The sequence below is a fragment of the Cryobacterium lactosi genome, from assembly GCF_004403945.1.
Classification (GTDB): domain Bacteria; phylum Actinomycetota; class Actinomycetes; order Actinomycetales; family Microbacteriaceae; genus Cryobacterium; species Cryobacterium lactosi.
Window position 1 is genome coordinate 139,999 of record NZ_SOHM01000025.1, and the last position, 14,262, is coordinate 154,260.

The 14,262-nt window shown below is 68.6% G+C and carries 16 protein-coding genes; 10 read left to right on the plus strand and 6 right to left on the minus strand.

Annotation, left to right across the window (positions count from 1 at the left end; translation table 11 throughout):
- Positions 1-3: 3 nt before the first annotated feature.
- From dapC to E3T61_RS11280, 3 genes are all read left to right on the plus strand, one after another.
- Positions 4-1,125 (plus strand): succinyldiaminopimelate transaminase, encoded by a 1,122-nt coding sequence (dapC, locus tag E3T61_RS11270; protein ID WP_255455674.1) that lies wholly within the window; start codon positions 4-6, stop codon positions 1,123-1,125.
- 46 nt (positions 1,126-1,171) lie between these two features.
- A complete protein-coding gene (locus E3T61_RS11275) occupies positions 1,172-1,561 on the plus strand; it encodes a hypothetical protein (RefSeq protein ID WP_134640943.1) in 390 nt (129 codons plus the stop codon).
- 315 nt (positions 1,562-1,876) lie between these two features.
- Positions 1,877-3,172 carry a citrate synthase gene (locus E3T61_RS11280; protein WP_198418678.1) on the plus strand — a complete coding sequence of 432 codons (1,296 nt, stop codon included), beginning with the start codon at positions 1,877-1,879 and terminating at the stop codon, positions 3,170-3,172.
- 71 nt (positions 3,173-3,243) lie between these two features.
- On the opposite strand, the gene dapD is transcribed toward E3T61_RS11280, so the two are convergent.
- Positions 3,244-4,242 (minus strand): 2,3,4,5-tetrahydropyridine-2,6-dicarboxylate N-succinyltransferase, encoded by a 999-nt coding sequence (dapD, locus tag E3T61_RS11285; RefSeq protein WP_134640944.1) that lies wholly within the window; start codon positions 4,240-4,242, stop codon positions 3,244-3,246.
- Positions 4,243-4,259: 17 nt separating this feature from the next.
- On the opposite strand from dapD, the gene dapE reads away from it, so the two are divergent.
- The 3 genes from dapE (at position 4,260) to E3T61_RS11300 (ending at position 6,868) form a co-directional block, all read left to right on the plus strand.
- Positions 4,260-5,384, plus strand: a complete 1,125-nt coding sequence (gene dapE, locus E3T61_RS11290) for a succinyl-diaminopimelate desuccinylase (protein ID WP_134640945.1) — start codon at positions 4,260-4,262, stop codon at positions 5,382-5,384.
- A 3-nt stretch (positions 5,385-5,387) separates the two neighbouring features.
- Complete coding sequence (locus tag E3T61_RS11295; RefSeq protein WP_241992519.1) at positions 5,388-6,629, plus strand: hypothetical protein; 1,242 nt, start codon at positions 5,388-5,390, stop codon at positions 6,627-6,629.
- A gap of 62 nt (positions 6,630-6,691) precedes the next feature.
- On the plus strand, positions 6,692-6,868 hold the full coding sequence (locus tag E3T61_RS11300; protein WP_088457918.1) for a DUF3117 domain-containing protein: 177 nt from the start codon (positions 6,692-6,694) through the stop codon (positions 6,866-6,868).
- Positions 6,869-6,943: 75 nt separating this feature from the next.
- Here the strand turns inward: E3T61_RS11300 and E3T61_RS11305 are convergent, their stop codons facing one another.
- Positions 6,944-7,576 carry an O-methyltransferase gene (locus E3T61_RS11305; RefSeq protein WP_134640946.1) on the minus strand — a complete coding sequence of 211 codons (633 nt, stop codon included), beginning with the start codon at positions 7,574-7,576 and terminating at the stop codon, positions 6,944-6,946.
- 88 nt (positions 7,577-7,664) lie between these two features.
- On the opposite strand from E3T61_RS11305, the gene E3T61_RS11310 reads away from it, so the two are divergent.
- Positions 7,665-8,048 carry a twin-arginine translocase TatA/TatE family subunit gene (locus E3T61_RS11310; RefSeq protein ID WP_134640947.1) on the plus strand — a complete coding sequence of 128 codons (384 nt, stop codon included), beginning with the start codon at positions 7,665-7,667 and terminating at the stop codon, positions 8,046-8,048.
- Positions 8,049-8,166: 118 nt separating this feature from the next.
- Positions 8,167-8,766, plus strand: coding sequence for a hypothetical protein (locus E3T61_RS11315; RefSeq protein WP_134640948.1), 600 nt, complete (start codon positions 8,167-8,169; stop codon positions 8,764-8,766).
- Here the strand turns inward: E3T61_RS11315 and E3T61_RS11320 are convergent, their stop codons facing one another.
- The 4 genes from E3T61_RS11320 to E3T61_RS11335 form a co-directional block, all read right to left on the minus strand.
- Positions 8,767-10,332 carry a succinic semialdehyde dehydrogenase gene (locus E3T61_RS11320; RefSeq protein WP_134640949.1) on the minus strand — a complete coding sequence of 522 codons (1,566 nt, stop codon included), beginning with the start codon at positions 10,330-10,332 and terminating at the stop codon, positions 8,767-8,769.
- Between the two features lie 64 nt (positions 10,333-10,396).
- Complete coding sequence (locus E3T61_RS11325; protein WP_241992520.1) at positions 10,397-11,551, minus strand: P-loop NTPase; 1,155 nt, start codon at positions 11,549-11,551, stop codon at positions 10,397-10,399.
- Complete coding sequence (locus E3T61_RS11330; RefSeq protein ID WP_134640950.1) at positions 11,544-12,161, minus strand: DUF1003 domain-containing protein; 618 nt, start codon at positions 12,159-12,161, stop codon at positions 11,544-11,546. Before E3T61_RS11330 ends, E3T61_RS11325 begins: the two co-directional genes overlap by 8 nt.
- Positions 12,148-13,479, minus strand: coding sequence for a magnesium transporter MgtE N-terminal domain-containing protein (locus tag E3T61_RS11335; protein WP_134640951.1), 1,332 nt, complete (start codon positions 13,477-13,479; stop codon positions 12,148-12,150). Before E3T61_RS11335 ends, E3T61_RS11330 begins: the two co-directional genes overlap by 14 nt.
- Before the next feature lie 36 nt (positions 13,480-13,515).
- Here E3T61_RS11335 and E3T61_RS22485 point away from each other — a divergent pair, with 36 nt between their 5' ends.
- Positions 13,516-13,647: a hypothetical protein gene (locus tag E3T61_RS22485; RefSeq protein ID WP_255455675.1), complete on the plus strand. Its 132-nt coding sequence runs from the start codon at positions 13,516-13,518 to the stop codon at positions 13,645-13,647.
- Positions 13,648-13,659: 12 nt separating this feature from the next.
- On the plus strand, positions 13,660-14,262 hold a 603-nt coding region (locus E3T61_RS11340; RefSeq protein WP_134640952.1), incomplete at its 3' end, for a YflT domain-containing protein.

Sequence of the window (14,262 nt, forward strand, 5' to 3'; positions counted from 1 at the left end):
AAGGTGCTCAAGCCACTTCCCGACTACCCGTGGGATGCGATGCTGCCCTTCGCCGAGCAGGCCAGGAGCCACGCGGACGGCATCGTCGACCTCTCCATCGGGTCTCCCGTCGACCTCACCCCGTCCGTCGTGCAGGCCGCTCTGGCCTCCGCCACGGACGCGCACGCCTACCCGCAGACCACCGGCACCCCGGCGCTGCAGCACGCCATCATCGACTGGTACGCCCGCCGCCGCGGCGTGACCGGGTTGAGCGCGAAGAACGTGCTGCCCACCATCGGCTCGAAGGAGCTGGTGGCGCTGCTGCCGTTCATGATCGGCGTCGGCGAGGGTGACACCGTCGTGCATCCCCGTGCCGCGTACCCCACCTACGCGATCGGTGCGGCCATGGCCGGGGCGGATGCGTTCCCCTCCGACGACCCCGCAGAATGGCCGGAGACGACCAAGCTGATCTGGCTGAACAGCCCGGGCAACCCGGACGGACGGGTGCTGGACGTCGACGCTCTGAGCAGAGCGGTGGCCCGCGCCCGGGAGCTGGGCGCCGTGATCGTCAACGACGAGTGCTACGCCGAACTCGGCTGGGCCACACCGTGGGACGCCGAGCCGATCCCGAGCATCCTCGACCCCCGCGTCACCGACGGGGACATGCACAACATTGTGGCCATCTACTCGCTGAGCAAGCAGTCCAACATGGCCGGCTACCGCGGCGCATTCGCCGCCGGCAGCGACGAGGTCCTTGGCCGGCTGCTCACCGTGCGGAAGCACGCGGGCCTGATGCTGCCCGCCCCGCTGCAGGCCGCGATGGTGGCCGCCCTGGGCGACGACGAACACGTCGCCGTGCAGCGCGAGCGCTACCGTGCCCGCCGTGAGGTGCTGCTGCCCGCGCTCGTCGCGGCCGGCTTCAGCATCGACCGGAGCGAGGCGGGCCTGTACCTGTGGGCGACCGCCGGCGGCGACGCCTGGGAGTCGATCCGGCAACTGGCCGAGTTGGGCATCCTTGCCGGCCCCGGCCCGTTCTACGGCGACTTCTATCCCGAGCACGTGCGGTTCTCGCTCACCGCCAGCGACGAGCGCATCAACGCCGCTGCAGCCCGGCTGCGGGCCTGGGCCCACCCCGCTGAGGCATAACTCCTGCAGGAGTTGTGCTCAGCGCGGACCTGCCTAGGCTGTGGACATGGGTGACAGCGCCGCTCACGACAGTGCAGCACAAAACGACAGGACAGCCGAGGCCTACGCGGCGAGCGTCGTCGCCCTGCATGCCCTGATCAGTGAGCTGCCCGCGCATCCGCGGGTGACCCACGGTCGCATGTTCAACGGCGACGGCGTGATGGTGCACGAGAAGGTGTTCGCGTTCATCGGCCGCAACGGCGACCTGGTCGCCAAGGTCCCGGAACCCCGCGTGCTCGAGATGGTGGCCCTGGAGGCCGGCGTGCCCGTCGTGATGGGCAGACGCACCATGCGCGAGTGGGTGCGACTCCCGGCCGAAGCCGGCGTGGGCGCCTGGAGCGAGCTGCTCGACGAGGCCTACAGCTTCGGTCTGAGCCGCCCGGCATCGATCCGGTAGGAACCCCGCCGGCCCGCCTGATGGCGGGCAATCGGGTCCTATGGCCCTAGCGCTGCCTCGCGCGGCGGTACGCTGGAAAACATCGCGGCTGCACCGCGGAACTGACTGTGGTGTAGTGCCAATGGACTCCGGTCGATATTGGCGGATGCAACAGTATGCCCCTCGGCGGAATAGGCTGTAGGCGGGTTATCGTTGCCAAGCACCACGAGCGTGCTGCGGCGGACCGCCACAGACCAACAGCCGAAAGGCTTTGAAATCCAGGGAGGCGCCGTGAGCGACGTCGCGCAGCGAACACCATCCAATGAGCCGCAGTTCATCGATCGGCCCGTACCGGGCCCGCAGGTGGCCACTCTGACCTACCCGGGGGGCACGGCGCAGTTCCCGATTCTGGGCAGCACAGACGGCCCATCCAGCATCGACATCGCGACGCTGACCAAGCAGACCGGCTACACCACGTTCGACTCCGGTTTTGTGAACACGGCGGCAACGAAGTCAGCGATCACGTACATCGACGGTGAGCACGGGATCCTCCGCTACCGTGGTTATCCGATCGAGCAGATCGCGCAGAATTCCAGCTTTCTCGAGACCGCGTGGCTGTTGATCTACGGTGAGCTGCCCAGCGCCAGCGAACTCAGTGGCTTCGACACCCGCATCCGTCGTCACACGCTGCTGCACGAGGACCTGCGCCGCTTCTATGACGCCCTGCCGCACAACGCACACCCCATGTCGGTGCTGTCGGCCGGCGTCTCGGCGCTGTCGACCTACTACCAGGACTCCCTGAACCCCAAGGACCCGGAGCAGGTCGAACTGTCGATGATCCGACTGCTCGCGAAGCTGCCGGTGATGGCCGCGTACGCGCACAAGAAGAGCATCGGTCACGCCTTCCTGTACCCCGACAACTCGCTGAGCTTCGTGGACAACTTCATCAAGCTCAACTTCGGCACCCTCGCCGAGCCGTACGAGGTCAACCCCGTCGTGAGCAAGGCGCTCGAGCGCCTGCTGATGCTGCACGAAGACCACGAGCAGAACGCGTCCACGTCGGCCGTGCGTCTGGTCGGCTCCACCGAGGCCAACCTGTTCGCCTCGGTCTCCGGCGGCATCAACGCCCTCTCCGGCCCGCTGCACGGCGGCGCCAACGAGGCCGTGCTCACCATGCTCAGCGACATCAAGGCCTCCGGCGAAGGCGTGCAGCGCTACGTCGAACGGGTCAAGAACAAGGAAGCCGGCGTGCGCCTGATGGGCTTCGGCCACCGGGTCTACAAGAACTACGACCCCCGTGCCAAGCTGGTCAAGGAGAGCGCCGACGCCGTGCTCGAAGCCCTCGGCGTGAAGGACGACCTGCTCGACATCGCCAAGGAGCTCGAGTTCATCGCGCTCAACGACGACTACTTCAAGGAGCGCAAGCTCTACCCCAACGTGGACTTCTACACCGGTGTGATCTACAAGGCAATGGGCTTCCCGCCGCGCATGTTCACCGTGCTGTTCGCCATCGGCCGGCTGCCGGGCTGGATCGCGCACTGGCGCGAGATGAACCTGGATGCGACCACCAAGATCGGCCGCCCCCAGCAGCTGTACACGGGCGCGGTCGCCCGCGACTACCCGCTGCGTTAGCCTCGCGAACTGTGAGAAAAGCCCCAAGAATCTCGGATTCTTGGGGCTTTTCTCACAGTTCGCGGAAGGGGTTAGGCGTGTAGCGCCTCGTTGAGGGTGATGCCGGTGCCGGCTCGGGAGAGCACCTCGACGGCGCCGGTGAGCGAGTTGCGGCGGAAGAGCAGGTTCGGCACCCCGGAGAGGTCCTTGGCTTTGGCCGTGCGCGGGGCGCCGTCGTTCGTTCGTGCCTCATCCAGCAGCACCACCTTGGTGCCGGCCGTGACATACAGGCCCGCCTCGACGACGGAGTCGTCGCCGATCGAGATGCCGATGCCCGAGTTGGCGCCGAGCAGAGCGCGCTGCCCGATCGTGACCCGTTGGGTGCCGCCGCCCGAGAGCGTGCCCATGATGGATGCGCCGCCGCCGATGTCGGCGCCGTCGCCCACCACGACTCCCTGCGACACCCGGCCCTCGACCATCGAGACGCCCAGGGTGCCTGCGTTGAAGTTCACGAAGCCCTCGTGCATGACGGTGGTGCCGGGGGACAGGTAGGCGCCCAGGCGCACTCTGGAGGCGTCGGCGATGCGCACCCGCTCGGGCGAGACGTAGTTCAGCAGCGGCGGGAACTTGTCCAGGCCCGTCGCGGCGATGCCGTGGCGCTGCAGCGACGGCCGCAACCTGTCGAAGTCGGCCGGCAGCACCGGGCCGGCGTTGGTCCAGACCACGTTGGGCAGGTGAGAGAAGATGCCGTCGAGGTTGATCGTGTTGGGCTTGACCAGCAGGTGAGAGAGCAGGTGCAGGCGGAGGTAGGCATCCGAGGTGCTCGCCGGCGGCGCCTGCAGCTCGATCTCCACGGTGACGGCCTCGAGGCGCACGTTGCGGCGGGCGTCCGGCCCCGCGGCCTCTTCCAGCTCGGTGGGCACGATCCACCGGTCGCGGTCCTTGGGCAGCGCGCCCAGCGTGGGCGCCGGGAACCAGGTGTCGAGCACGGTGCCGTCCCCGGCGATCGTGGCCAGGCCATACCCCCAGGCACTCGTGGCGGAGTCTTGTGCTGAGTCTGACAGGGGTTCGGGGGGAAGCGCGGTGACCATGGCTCTAGATTAGTAGGGTGCCTTCAGACCTCGCCGCAGACCACTCTGCAGACCCGTCCGTTCCCGCCCTCGACCTGACCGTGTCGTCGATCGAGCTCACCCGTGTGCTGTGCGATGTGGAGTCGGTGTCGGGCAACGAGACCCCGCTCGCCGATGCGATCGAGGCGGCGCTGGCCGGGGCCGGGCACCTCGAGGTGATCCGGGATGGCGACACGATCGTCGCCCGCACCAACCTGGGCCGGGCCCATCGCGTCGTGATCGCCGGGCACATCGATACCGTGCCGTTGAACGAGAACCTGCCGACCCGGTTCGAGACCCTGGGCGACGTGGACTACCTCTGGGGTCGCGGCACCGTGGACATGAAGGCCGGCGTCGCCGTGCAACTCAAGCTGGCCGCCGAGCTCGTGGACACCAGCGTCGACGTGACTTGGATGTGGTACGACCACGAAGAGGTCAACGCCGACCTGAACGGCCTCGGCCGGCTCGCCGCGAACCGACCCGACCTGTTCCAGGGCGACTTCGCCATCCTGGGAGAGCCGAGCAACAGCCAGGTCGAGGGCGGCTGCAACGGCAATGTGCGTATCGAGGTGCGCACCTCCGGCAAGCGGGCGCACTCCGCCCGCGCCTGGGTGGGCGAGAACGCCATCCACAAGGCCGCCCCGATCCTCGACATCCTCGCCGCCTACACACCGCGCGAGGTCGAGGTTGAAGGGCTGGTCTACCGGGAGGGCCTGAACGCCGTGGGGATCAGCGGCGGCATCGCCGGGAACGTCATCCCCGATGAGTGCATGGTGCACGTGAACTACAGGTTCGCACCCAGCCGCACCGCCTCGGAAGCCGTGGCGCACCTGGAGGAGCTGTTCGCCGGTTTCGACATCACCGTGGTCGACCTCGCCGAAGGCGCCCGCCCCGGCCTGGACGCCCCGCTCGCGCTGAAGTTCCTCGAGGCCGTCGGCGCCGAACCGCGCCCGAAGTACGGCTGGACGGATGTCGCCAGGTTCTCGGCCCTGGGCATCCCCGCCGTCAACTACGGCCCCGGCGACCCGCTCAAGGCGCACGCCGACGACGAACGAGTGGCGCTGACCCAGATCACCGACTGCGAGGATGCCCTGCGCGCCTGGCTGACCGCGCCCATCGGCTGACCCATGGCGTCCACCCGCTCACCGGCGCTGCCTGCTCGCCGAGGCGCCTCTGGCGCCCTGCCGGCACGCTGGCGGGCCCGGTACCGGCTGGTGCCGTGGTGGCTGAAGGTCATCGTCATCTGGCTGGCCGCCAGGCTGGTGACCACCTCTTTGGTGCTGGTGCTGGCCAGCGTGCAGGGGCAGAACGCCTGGACGCCGGCCCAGCCCGGCTACACGGCGTTCGCCACCATGTGGGACGGCCTCTGGTACAACATCGTCGCTGTCGGCGGCTACCCGCAGGTGCTGCCGGTCACCGCCGACGGCCACGTCGGCGAGAACGCCTGGGCGTTCATGCCGGGTTACCCGGCGGTGGTGCGCGCACTGATGCTGCTCACCGGGGCGCCCTGGGCGACGGTGGCGGTGTTCGTGTCCGTGGTCTGCAGCCTCGGCACGGCGCTGTTGTTCTTCAGGCTGATGCGGCGGGTACAGCCGCAGTCGACGGCGCTGTTCTCGGTGCTGCTGTTCTGCGTCGCCCCGCTGTCGCCGCTGCTGCAGTTCGGCTACGCCGAGTCGATGCACCTGCTGCTGCTCACCCTGGCCCTGTTGCTGGTGCTTCAGCGGCGGTACCTGCTGCTGGTTCCCGTGATCGCGGTGATGGCCCTGACCCGGCCCAGCGGTCTGGCGTTCGCCCTGTTCCTGGCCCTGCACGTCGGCTACCGCTGGTACAGCCGCGCCCGTGACCCGTTCCCGGTGCCAGAAGCGGTCACCGCGTCAGCCGTGGCCGTGTTCAGCGGGGTGATGGGGCTGGCCTGGCCGGGGATCGCCTGGCTGGTGACCGGGTCGATCACCGCATACACCGACACCGAATTGGCCTGGCGGAGCGCGTACATCGGCTATCAGGAGCTGGTGCCGTTCGCGGCGTGGTTCCAGAGCGGAATCTGGTGGCTCGGGGCGCCGCTGGGCATCGCCGCAGTGCTCGCGCTGGTGATCGCCTTCACCCTGGTGATGTTCTCGCCGGCGGTGAAGAGCCTCGGCGTGGACCTGCGGCTCTGGGTGGTGTCCTACGCGCTCTACCTACTGGCGGTGTTCTTCCCGCAATCGAGCGTGTTCAGGTTGCTGATGCCGATGTTCCCGCTGGTCGGTGCGCTCGCCCGGCCGCGACACGCCGTGTACCGCGTTGTGGTCACACTGGTGCTGATCTGCGGCCAATGGGGCTGGCTTTTGCTCTGCTGGGGCGTGGACGGAGCCGATTGGACACCGCCCTAATTACTGTCTGACGGCCGAATGGTCGATAATAGGAGTACAGACTACGAATGGAAGGGGAGTTCATGGCGGCCATGAAGCCACGGACCGGAGACGGACCAATGGAGGCTGTAAAGGAGGGGCGCCTGATCATCGTGCGTGTACCGCTCGAAGGTGGGGGTCGGCTCGTCGTCTCTGTGAACGACGCTGAAGCCAAAGAGCTTCACGATGCGCTCGCCGGCGTTGTCGCCCCGGCCGTGTAGTGATTCTGTAAGACAAGTTTTGAGCTGATCGGCTGTGCGGTTTTCCGCACAGCCGATTGCTGTATCCGGATGCGGCTACGCGCGCAGCTTGGTGATCTGCAGCAGGCCGTCGCCGACGGGGGAGAGCGCGCTGATCACGGCCTTGGATGAGGCGATCTCGTTGAGCAGGGTGCGGAAGCCGGTGGCGACCTCGTCACGTTGCACGGGGTCGGCCACCCGGCCGCGCCAGAGCGCGTGCGCCACCAGTACGGTGCCGCCCGGTCGGGCCAGGCGGAGACCGTGCTCGACGTACTCGATGACCGACTGCGGGTCGGCATCCACGAACACGATGTCGTAGGAGTTTTCGTTCATGCGCGGCAGCACCTCGGCGGCGCGGCCGGTGATGAGTCGCACCCGGTTGGTGGGGATGCCCGCCTCGTGGAAGTTGGCCTTGGCGTGCTGCAGGTGATCGACCTCGATGTCGATCGAGGTGAGGGTGGCACCGGGAGCGCCGGTGAGCAGCCAGATGCCGGACACGCCCGCGCCGGTGCCGACCTCGAGGATGCTGCGGGCGCCGGTCGCCGCGGCGATGACGGCGGACTGCGCGCCCACTGATGGCGCGATGGCATCGATGCCGAGTTCGAGGGACTGCTGCCTGGCCCGTGCCAGCGCGTCGCTCTCCACCACCGAGTCGTCGGCGAATTTCCAATTCAGATCTTTGTCAGACATTCCGCAACTCCAGTAGATGATTAGGTCAAGACTACAATCGTGCGCCCCGTGGTTCGGGGATGCCTCGCCGGGGGGATATTCTGAGGGCATGTTCGGTCTGACGTTCGAGAAACTCCTGCTTATCGGGATCATCGCCGTCTTCCTGCTCGGACCGGAGAAGTTGCCGCACTACGCGGCCCAACTCGGCCGGCTGGTGCGCCAGCTTCGGGACATGGCCAACGGTGCCAAAGACCGGATGAAAGACGAGATGGGTCCGGAATTCGACGACGTCGACTGGAAGAAGCTCGACCCGCGTCAGTATGACCCGCGCCGCATCATCCGGGAAGCCCTGATCGAGGACGACCCGCTGAAGCCCCAATCTGCCGTGGTCGCCCGCACCGGGCCGAATCCCGACAGCGCCTACCTGCAACGGAAGCGTGCTCGCGAGGGCGCCCTGACCGGGCCGGCACCGTTCGACTCCGAGGCCACCTAGCCCGCACGCCGAGCCCGGACTGGGGGACCCCATCGGGGTGCCGGCCCGAGCGGCGGGAGTAACCTGGGGTCACGTCGGCCCTGTGCCCAGTGCCGGTCGACGGGGGGAAGGGTGTCTAATGAGTGCGTCACGAAACCGCGTAGTGATGGTGGCAGTTGTTGCTGCCGTCGCCCTGCTCGCGGTGGGAGCCACCGCGTATGCCGCCGAACAGGGGCAGTCCGCCGACACCAGCACGGCAGGAGAGCGCACGGACGGAGCCGGTACCAGCGCGGTTCCCACGCCGTCCGCTCCGGCACCCCAGCCGTCGCCCTCAGCATCGGCGACCACGGTGCCGGCCCCAGTGTCGACCCAGGCCGCTGTCGAGCCTGAGGACGTCGCAGTGGACAGCGGCGTCGAGGGGGACGGCAACGTCGTCGAGGTGCGCACGCCCAACCCCGACGCGATTCCCACCACCATCGCCGAGCGGGAGTACTTCTACGGGCTCGTCACCCAGTGCATGGCCGAGGCCGGCTACGACTGGCAGGCGGTGGTCACGGAGACGAACGGCAGCTTCTCCGGCGTGTCCTTCACCCACGTGGGCGATATCGACCCGGCCCTGCAGGCCGGCTTCACCCTGGCGCTGTACGGGGACACCGGCAGCGGCGACTATTACCACTGGGCGGATGCCGGCTGCTGGGGCTACGCCGTTCACACGACAGGCAACGACGGCAACAACTAGCTAACGCCGCCTGGCCGCCTTGAGGGTGCGGGCCAGCAGCAGCATCGGGGTCACCAGCCGGGCGAATTCCACTCCGGTGGCCGGTAGCCTGAGCACCCCGGTGGCCCGGGAGATCGTCACCGGGTTCACGAACCGCTTGAGCCCCTCAGGACCGTTGCGCCGACCGAGACCGGAGTCCTTCACCCCGCCCATCGGGGCGTCCACGGCGGAGAACGAGCCGCGGTAGCCCTCGTTGACGTTGACGCTGCCTGCCTCGAGCGAGCCGGCGACCCGCAAGCCGCGTCGGGCGGAGCCGCTGAGCACCGACGCGTTCAGCCCGAAGTCGCTGTCATTGGCGGCAAGGATCGCCTCCTGCTCGGAGTCGACGACCGAGACCGCCACCACCGGGCCGAAGGTCTCGCCCGCATAGCAGAGCATGCCGGGCGTGACCCCGGTGAGGATGGTCGGTTCGAAGAAGTACGGGCCGAGATCCGGCCGGGCACGGCCGCCGGCTTGCACGGTGGCACCGTGTGCGACCGCATCGGCGACGTGCTCAGTGACCCGCGTCAGTTGCGCCTGCGACGTGAGCGAGCCCACATCCGTGCTGTAGTCGAGTGCCGAACCGATGATCAGCGCGCGGGTGACCGTGACGAATTCGCGCAGGAACTGCTCGTGCACCCCGCGCTGCACGTAGATGCGCTCGATCGACACGCACAGCTGGCCCAGCGAGGAGAAACAGGCGTATGCGGCCTGGGCGGCGGCGCGGTGCGGGTCGACGTCGTCGAGCACGATCATCGGGTTCTTGCCGCCCAACTCGAGCGACGCCCCGGTGAGGCTGCTCGCGGCCTGGGCGCCCACGCGGAGCCCGGTGGGCGTTGACCCGGTGAAGCACACGTAGTCGGCCCCGGCCGTCACGGCCTCCCCGATCACGGCACCGGTACCGGTCACGACGGCCCAGAGGTCGGCGGGCACGCCGGCGTCGATGAAGGCGCGGCGCAGCAGCAGGATGCTCAGCGCGCCCTGGTTGTCGGCCTTCTGCACAACCCCGCAGCCGGCGGCCAGCGCCGGCACCACATCCATCGCGGCCAGGCTCAACGGGAAGTTCCACGGGGTGATGACGCCGGCGACGCCCTTGGGCCGGTAGCGCACCCGGGTGGTGACCATCAGCGGCAGGCCGGACCGGCGTGATTCGCCGCCGAGCACCCGGCGAGCGGCCACGGCGTTGTACCTGGTGACCCCGGCAGCCTGGAAGATCTCCTCGAAGGCCTGGCCACGGGTCTTGCCGGTCTCGGTCTGCAGGGTGTCCAGTAGAGCCTCACGGCGGGAGAGCAGCAGGTCGTGGGCTCGCAGCAGCACAGCCCGCCGGTGCGCGAAACCGGCCCGGGCCCAGCCGATCTGGGCAAGGCGGGCGCGGGAGTAGGCATCCGCCACATCGCCGACGCTGCTCACCGGCAGGGCGTGCAGCGTCTGGCCGGTGAACGGGGCGATCACGCTGACGGATTCGCCCGTGGTCGCGCGGATGTCGCGGGTCAGTTCGGTGGTGAACGAAATTGTCGGGGGCAGTGCGGAAAGCGTCGGCGCAGTCATGCCCGTCAGTTTAGACATGCTTGTCAACGGTCCGCTCGCACGGAGCATCGGCCAGTGGGAGGCGTCAGCGCGGGCTGATGCCGAGGCTCAGCCCGGCCAGGCCGCGGCCCCTGGTGGCCAGGGTGCCGGCGATGGCCTGGATGGCGGCTGCGGCGGGGTCGGCCGGGTCACCGAGCACCACGGGCAGGCCGGTGTCGCCGCCGGTGCGAAGCGCCACGGACAGCGGTACCTGGCCGAGCAGGGGCACGGGGCGGTCCTGGCCGGCCGAGAGCCTGGCGGCCACCTCGGCGCCGCCGCCGGCGCCGAAGATCTCCAGCAGAGTGCCGTCCGGCTGCATCAGCCCGGACATGTTCTCGATGACGCCGTAGATCTTCTGGCCGGTCTGCCTGGCCACGGCGCCGCTGCGCTCGGAGATGTCGGACGCGGCCGGCTGCGGGGTGGTGACCACGATCACCTCGGCGTGCGGCAGTAGCTGGCCCACCGAGATGGCGATGTCGCCGGTGCCCGGCGGCAGGTCGAGCAACAGGATGTCGAGGTCACCGAAGTACACCTCGGTGAGGAACTGGGTGATGGTGCGGTGCAGCATCGGGCCGCGCCAGGCGACGGCCACCGAGGTGTCGTCGACGAACATGCCGATCGAGATGACCTTCACGTCGAAGCCGATCGGCGGCAGGATCATGTCGCCCACCTGGGTGGGCTTGACCATGCCGGGCTGGCCGCCCGGTGTCGTCGGTGGGGTGATCAGGCCGAGCAGGCCGGGGATCGAGAAGCCGTACACGTCTGCGTCGACAATGCCCACCCGCAGCCCCTTGGCGGCCAGGGCGACGGCGAGGTTGGCGGTGACGGTGGACTTGCCCACGCCGCCCTTGCCACTGGTGATCGCGTAGATCTGGGTGAGCGACTCGGGGGAGAACTGCAGGGTGCGTGCGCCCTGGCCGCCGCGGAGCTTGTCGGTCATGGCGCGGCGCTGCTCCACAGTCATCACCGACACCACCACGCGAGCCAGGCCCGCCCCGACGACGGACTCGGTGGCTTCGCGCACATCGGTTTCGATCCGGGTCGCGGCCGGGCAGGCGGCGATGGTGAGGCGGATGTTCACGGTGGCGCCGCCGTCGGCGTCCATCTCGACACCGGAGACCATGTCCAGGTCGGTGATCGGCTTGCGGATCTCAGGGTCGATGACGCGGGCGAGGGCGGCGCGCACCCGATTCTCAGTCAAACGGGTGCGTTTCGATCGCGGCCGTGCGGGGGCTGGCTTCGCGTTCGCTGCTCTCCAGTTCCCGGCTGTCCCGGTCCCTGGCGGCCTCGCGTTCCCGGCGTTCCTGCTCGTCACGCTGGTCGAGGTTGTCGAGCAGCGCGCGCAGTTCGGAGCGCAGGAAGTCCTTGGAGGCGAGGTCCTTCATGCCCAGGCGCAGCGCCACGACCTCACGGGCGAGGTACTCGGTGTCCGCCAGATTGCGTTCGGCGCGCTGCCGATCCTGTTCGAACTGCACCCGGTCACGGTCGTCCTGCCGGTTCTGCGCGAGCAGGATCAGCGGGGCCGCGTAGGACGCCTGCAGCGAGAGCACCAGGGTGAGCGCGATGAAGCCGAGTTCGATCGAGTCGAACCGAAGGCTCACCGGCGAGAGCGTGTTCCAGGCGATCCAGAAGATCGTGAACAGGCTCAGGCCCAGCAGGAACCAGGGCGTGCCCATGCCGCGGGCCACGGCCTCGGTGAGGCGGCCGAACCTGTCGCTGCTACGGCCGCCGCGTTTGCGGCCGACGAGGTTGGTGGTGCGCAGGCCCTTGGGCGTGTCGAGGCGGAGCTCCGACTTGTTAGCTCGTGCCATTGTCGTGCCTCCGTCCACCGGGTAGCGGGATGCTTCCTGTCATCAGTTGGGTCCTGGCCGTGGCACGTTTACGCACCTCGTCATTGCCGTCGTGACTTCGCCAGTCGTCGGGCAGCAGGTAGTCGAGCACGTCGTCAATCGTCACCACCCCGACGAGTCGGTGGTTCTCGTCGACCACGGGCACAGAGACCAGGTCGTAGCTGGCGAGGATGCGGCTGACTTCGGCAGCCGAGGTGTCCGCGGTGACGGGCTCGAGGCCGAGGTCCAGCAGCGTGCCCAGCCGCTCGTGCGGCGGGTAGCGCAGCATCCGTTGGAAGTGCACCATGCCCAGGAACCGGCCGGTGGGCGGTTCGTAGGGCGGCAGGGTGACGCAGATCGCCGCGCCGAGCGCCGGCGCCAGGTCGTGCCGGCGGATGAGCGCGAGTCCCTCCGCCACGGTGGCGTCGGCGGAGACGATGATCGGTTCGGTGGTCATCAGGCCACCGGCGGTGTCGGGGGCGTAGGAGAGCAGGAACCGCACGTCGTCGGCTTCCTCGGGCTCCATCAGGTCGAGCAGCTGTTCGCCACGCTCCTCGGGCAGCTGGGCGATCAGGTCGGCCGCGTCGTCGGGCTGCATGTGGTCGAGCACTTCGGCGGCGCGCGCGTCGCCGAGCCGGGTGAGGATGCCCACCTGCTCGCTCTCGGGCATCTCCTCGAGCACGTCGGCGAGGCGGCCGTCTGGCAGCTCCTCCGCCACCTCGAACATGCGCTGGCGCGGCAGGTCGAGCAGGGTGTTCGCGAGGTCGGCCGGCTTCATGTCCGAGTACGTGGCGATGAGCTGCTCGGCCGACTGGGCCTCGCCTGCCGTGACCTTCTCGTAGACCTCAGACCAGGTCGCGAACGCGGTCGCGCCCTTGGTGAAGAGCGAGGAGTTGGTCTTGGGGCGACGCACGAACAGCTGGCTGATCGCCCAGTCGCCCTGGGCGGACTCCTCGATCGCGACGTCTTCGATCGTGGCTTCGCCGGAACCGTCGTTGAACGCGACCCTGCGGCCGAGCATCTCGGCGATCACGCGCACCTCACCGCCGCGCTGCTCGAACCGGCGCACGTTGATCAGCCCGGTCGTGATGATCTGGCCGCTGCCGATGCTGGTGACCCGGCCGATCGAGACGAACACCCGGCGCTTGCCGGGAATCTCGACGATCAGGCCGACCACGCGGGGCGGGTCGTCTTTTCGGTAGACCACGAGCACATCGCGAACCTTGCCCACGCGGTCGCCCGCGGGGTCGAAGACATTGCACCCGGCCAGCCGGGCGACGAAGACTCTGGTGTTTACCACACCTATAACTTAGCTTGTGCGGGCTCCACGACGGCCGTGACGGATGCGGCGGACGTGAACCTCCGGTTCCACCGCACCCCGGTCGACGGCGCGATCGTTTGCCTGATCATCGGCCCATTCTCCCAACGGATGCACAGCAAGCTCATCGGCGATTCCCGGTGGGCATGAAAGAATGGCTGCATGACCAATCAGAGCCCATTCGGCCGTCGTGCCGCCGCCGCACTGTACCCCGTTCTGCCCAAGGGTGAGGTCGTGGCCACGTACGAGACCTACAACGAAGCCCAACTGGCCGTGGATGTTCTCGCCAAGGCGGATTTCCCGGTGAAGGAGCTGTCGATTCTGGGCAACGACCTCAAGACGGTCGAGCGTGTCACCGGCAAGCTCACCTGGAGCCGGGTGGCGCTGGCCGGCGCGGCATCCGGTGCCTGGCTCGGCGTGTTCTTCGGGCTGTTGTTCTTCATCTTCTCGCCTGACGGCGCCGGCCTGCCGTTCGTGTTCGCCGCCGTGCTGATGGGTGCCGGGTTCGGCATGCTGTTCGGCCTGGTCAGCTACGCCGTGAACCGCCGGCGCAAGGACTTCACCTCGACCATGCAGGTGATCGCCGGCAACTACCAGGTGATCGTGAACGTGGAGCTGCTGAACAAGGCCCGCAACCTGCTCGCCGGTCAGGCCGAGCCCGCGGCCGCGGCGGCCCCGCACCCGTCCGACCCGCCGCGCTCAGCGCCGGAGCCGGTTGCCCCGCCGACCGATCAGCCCACCGCGCCGCCCGCGTACGGCCAGCCC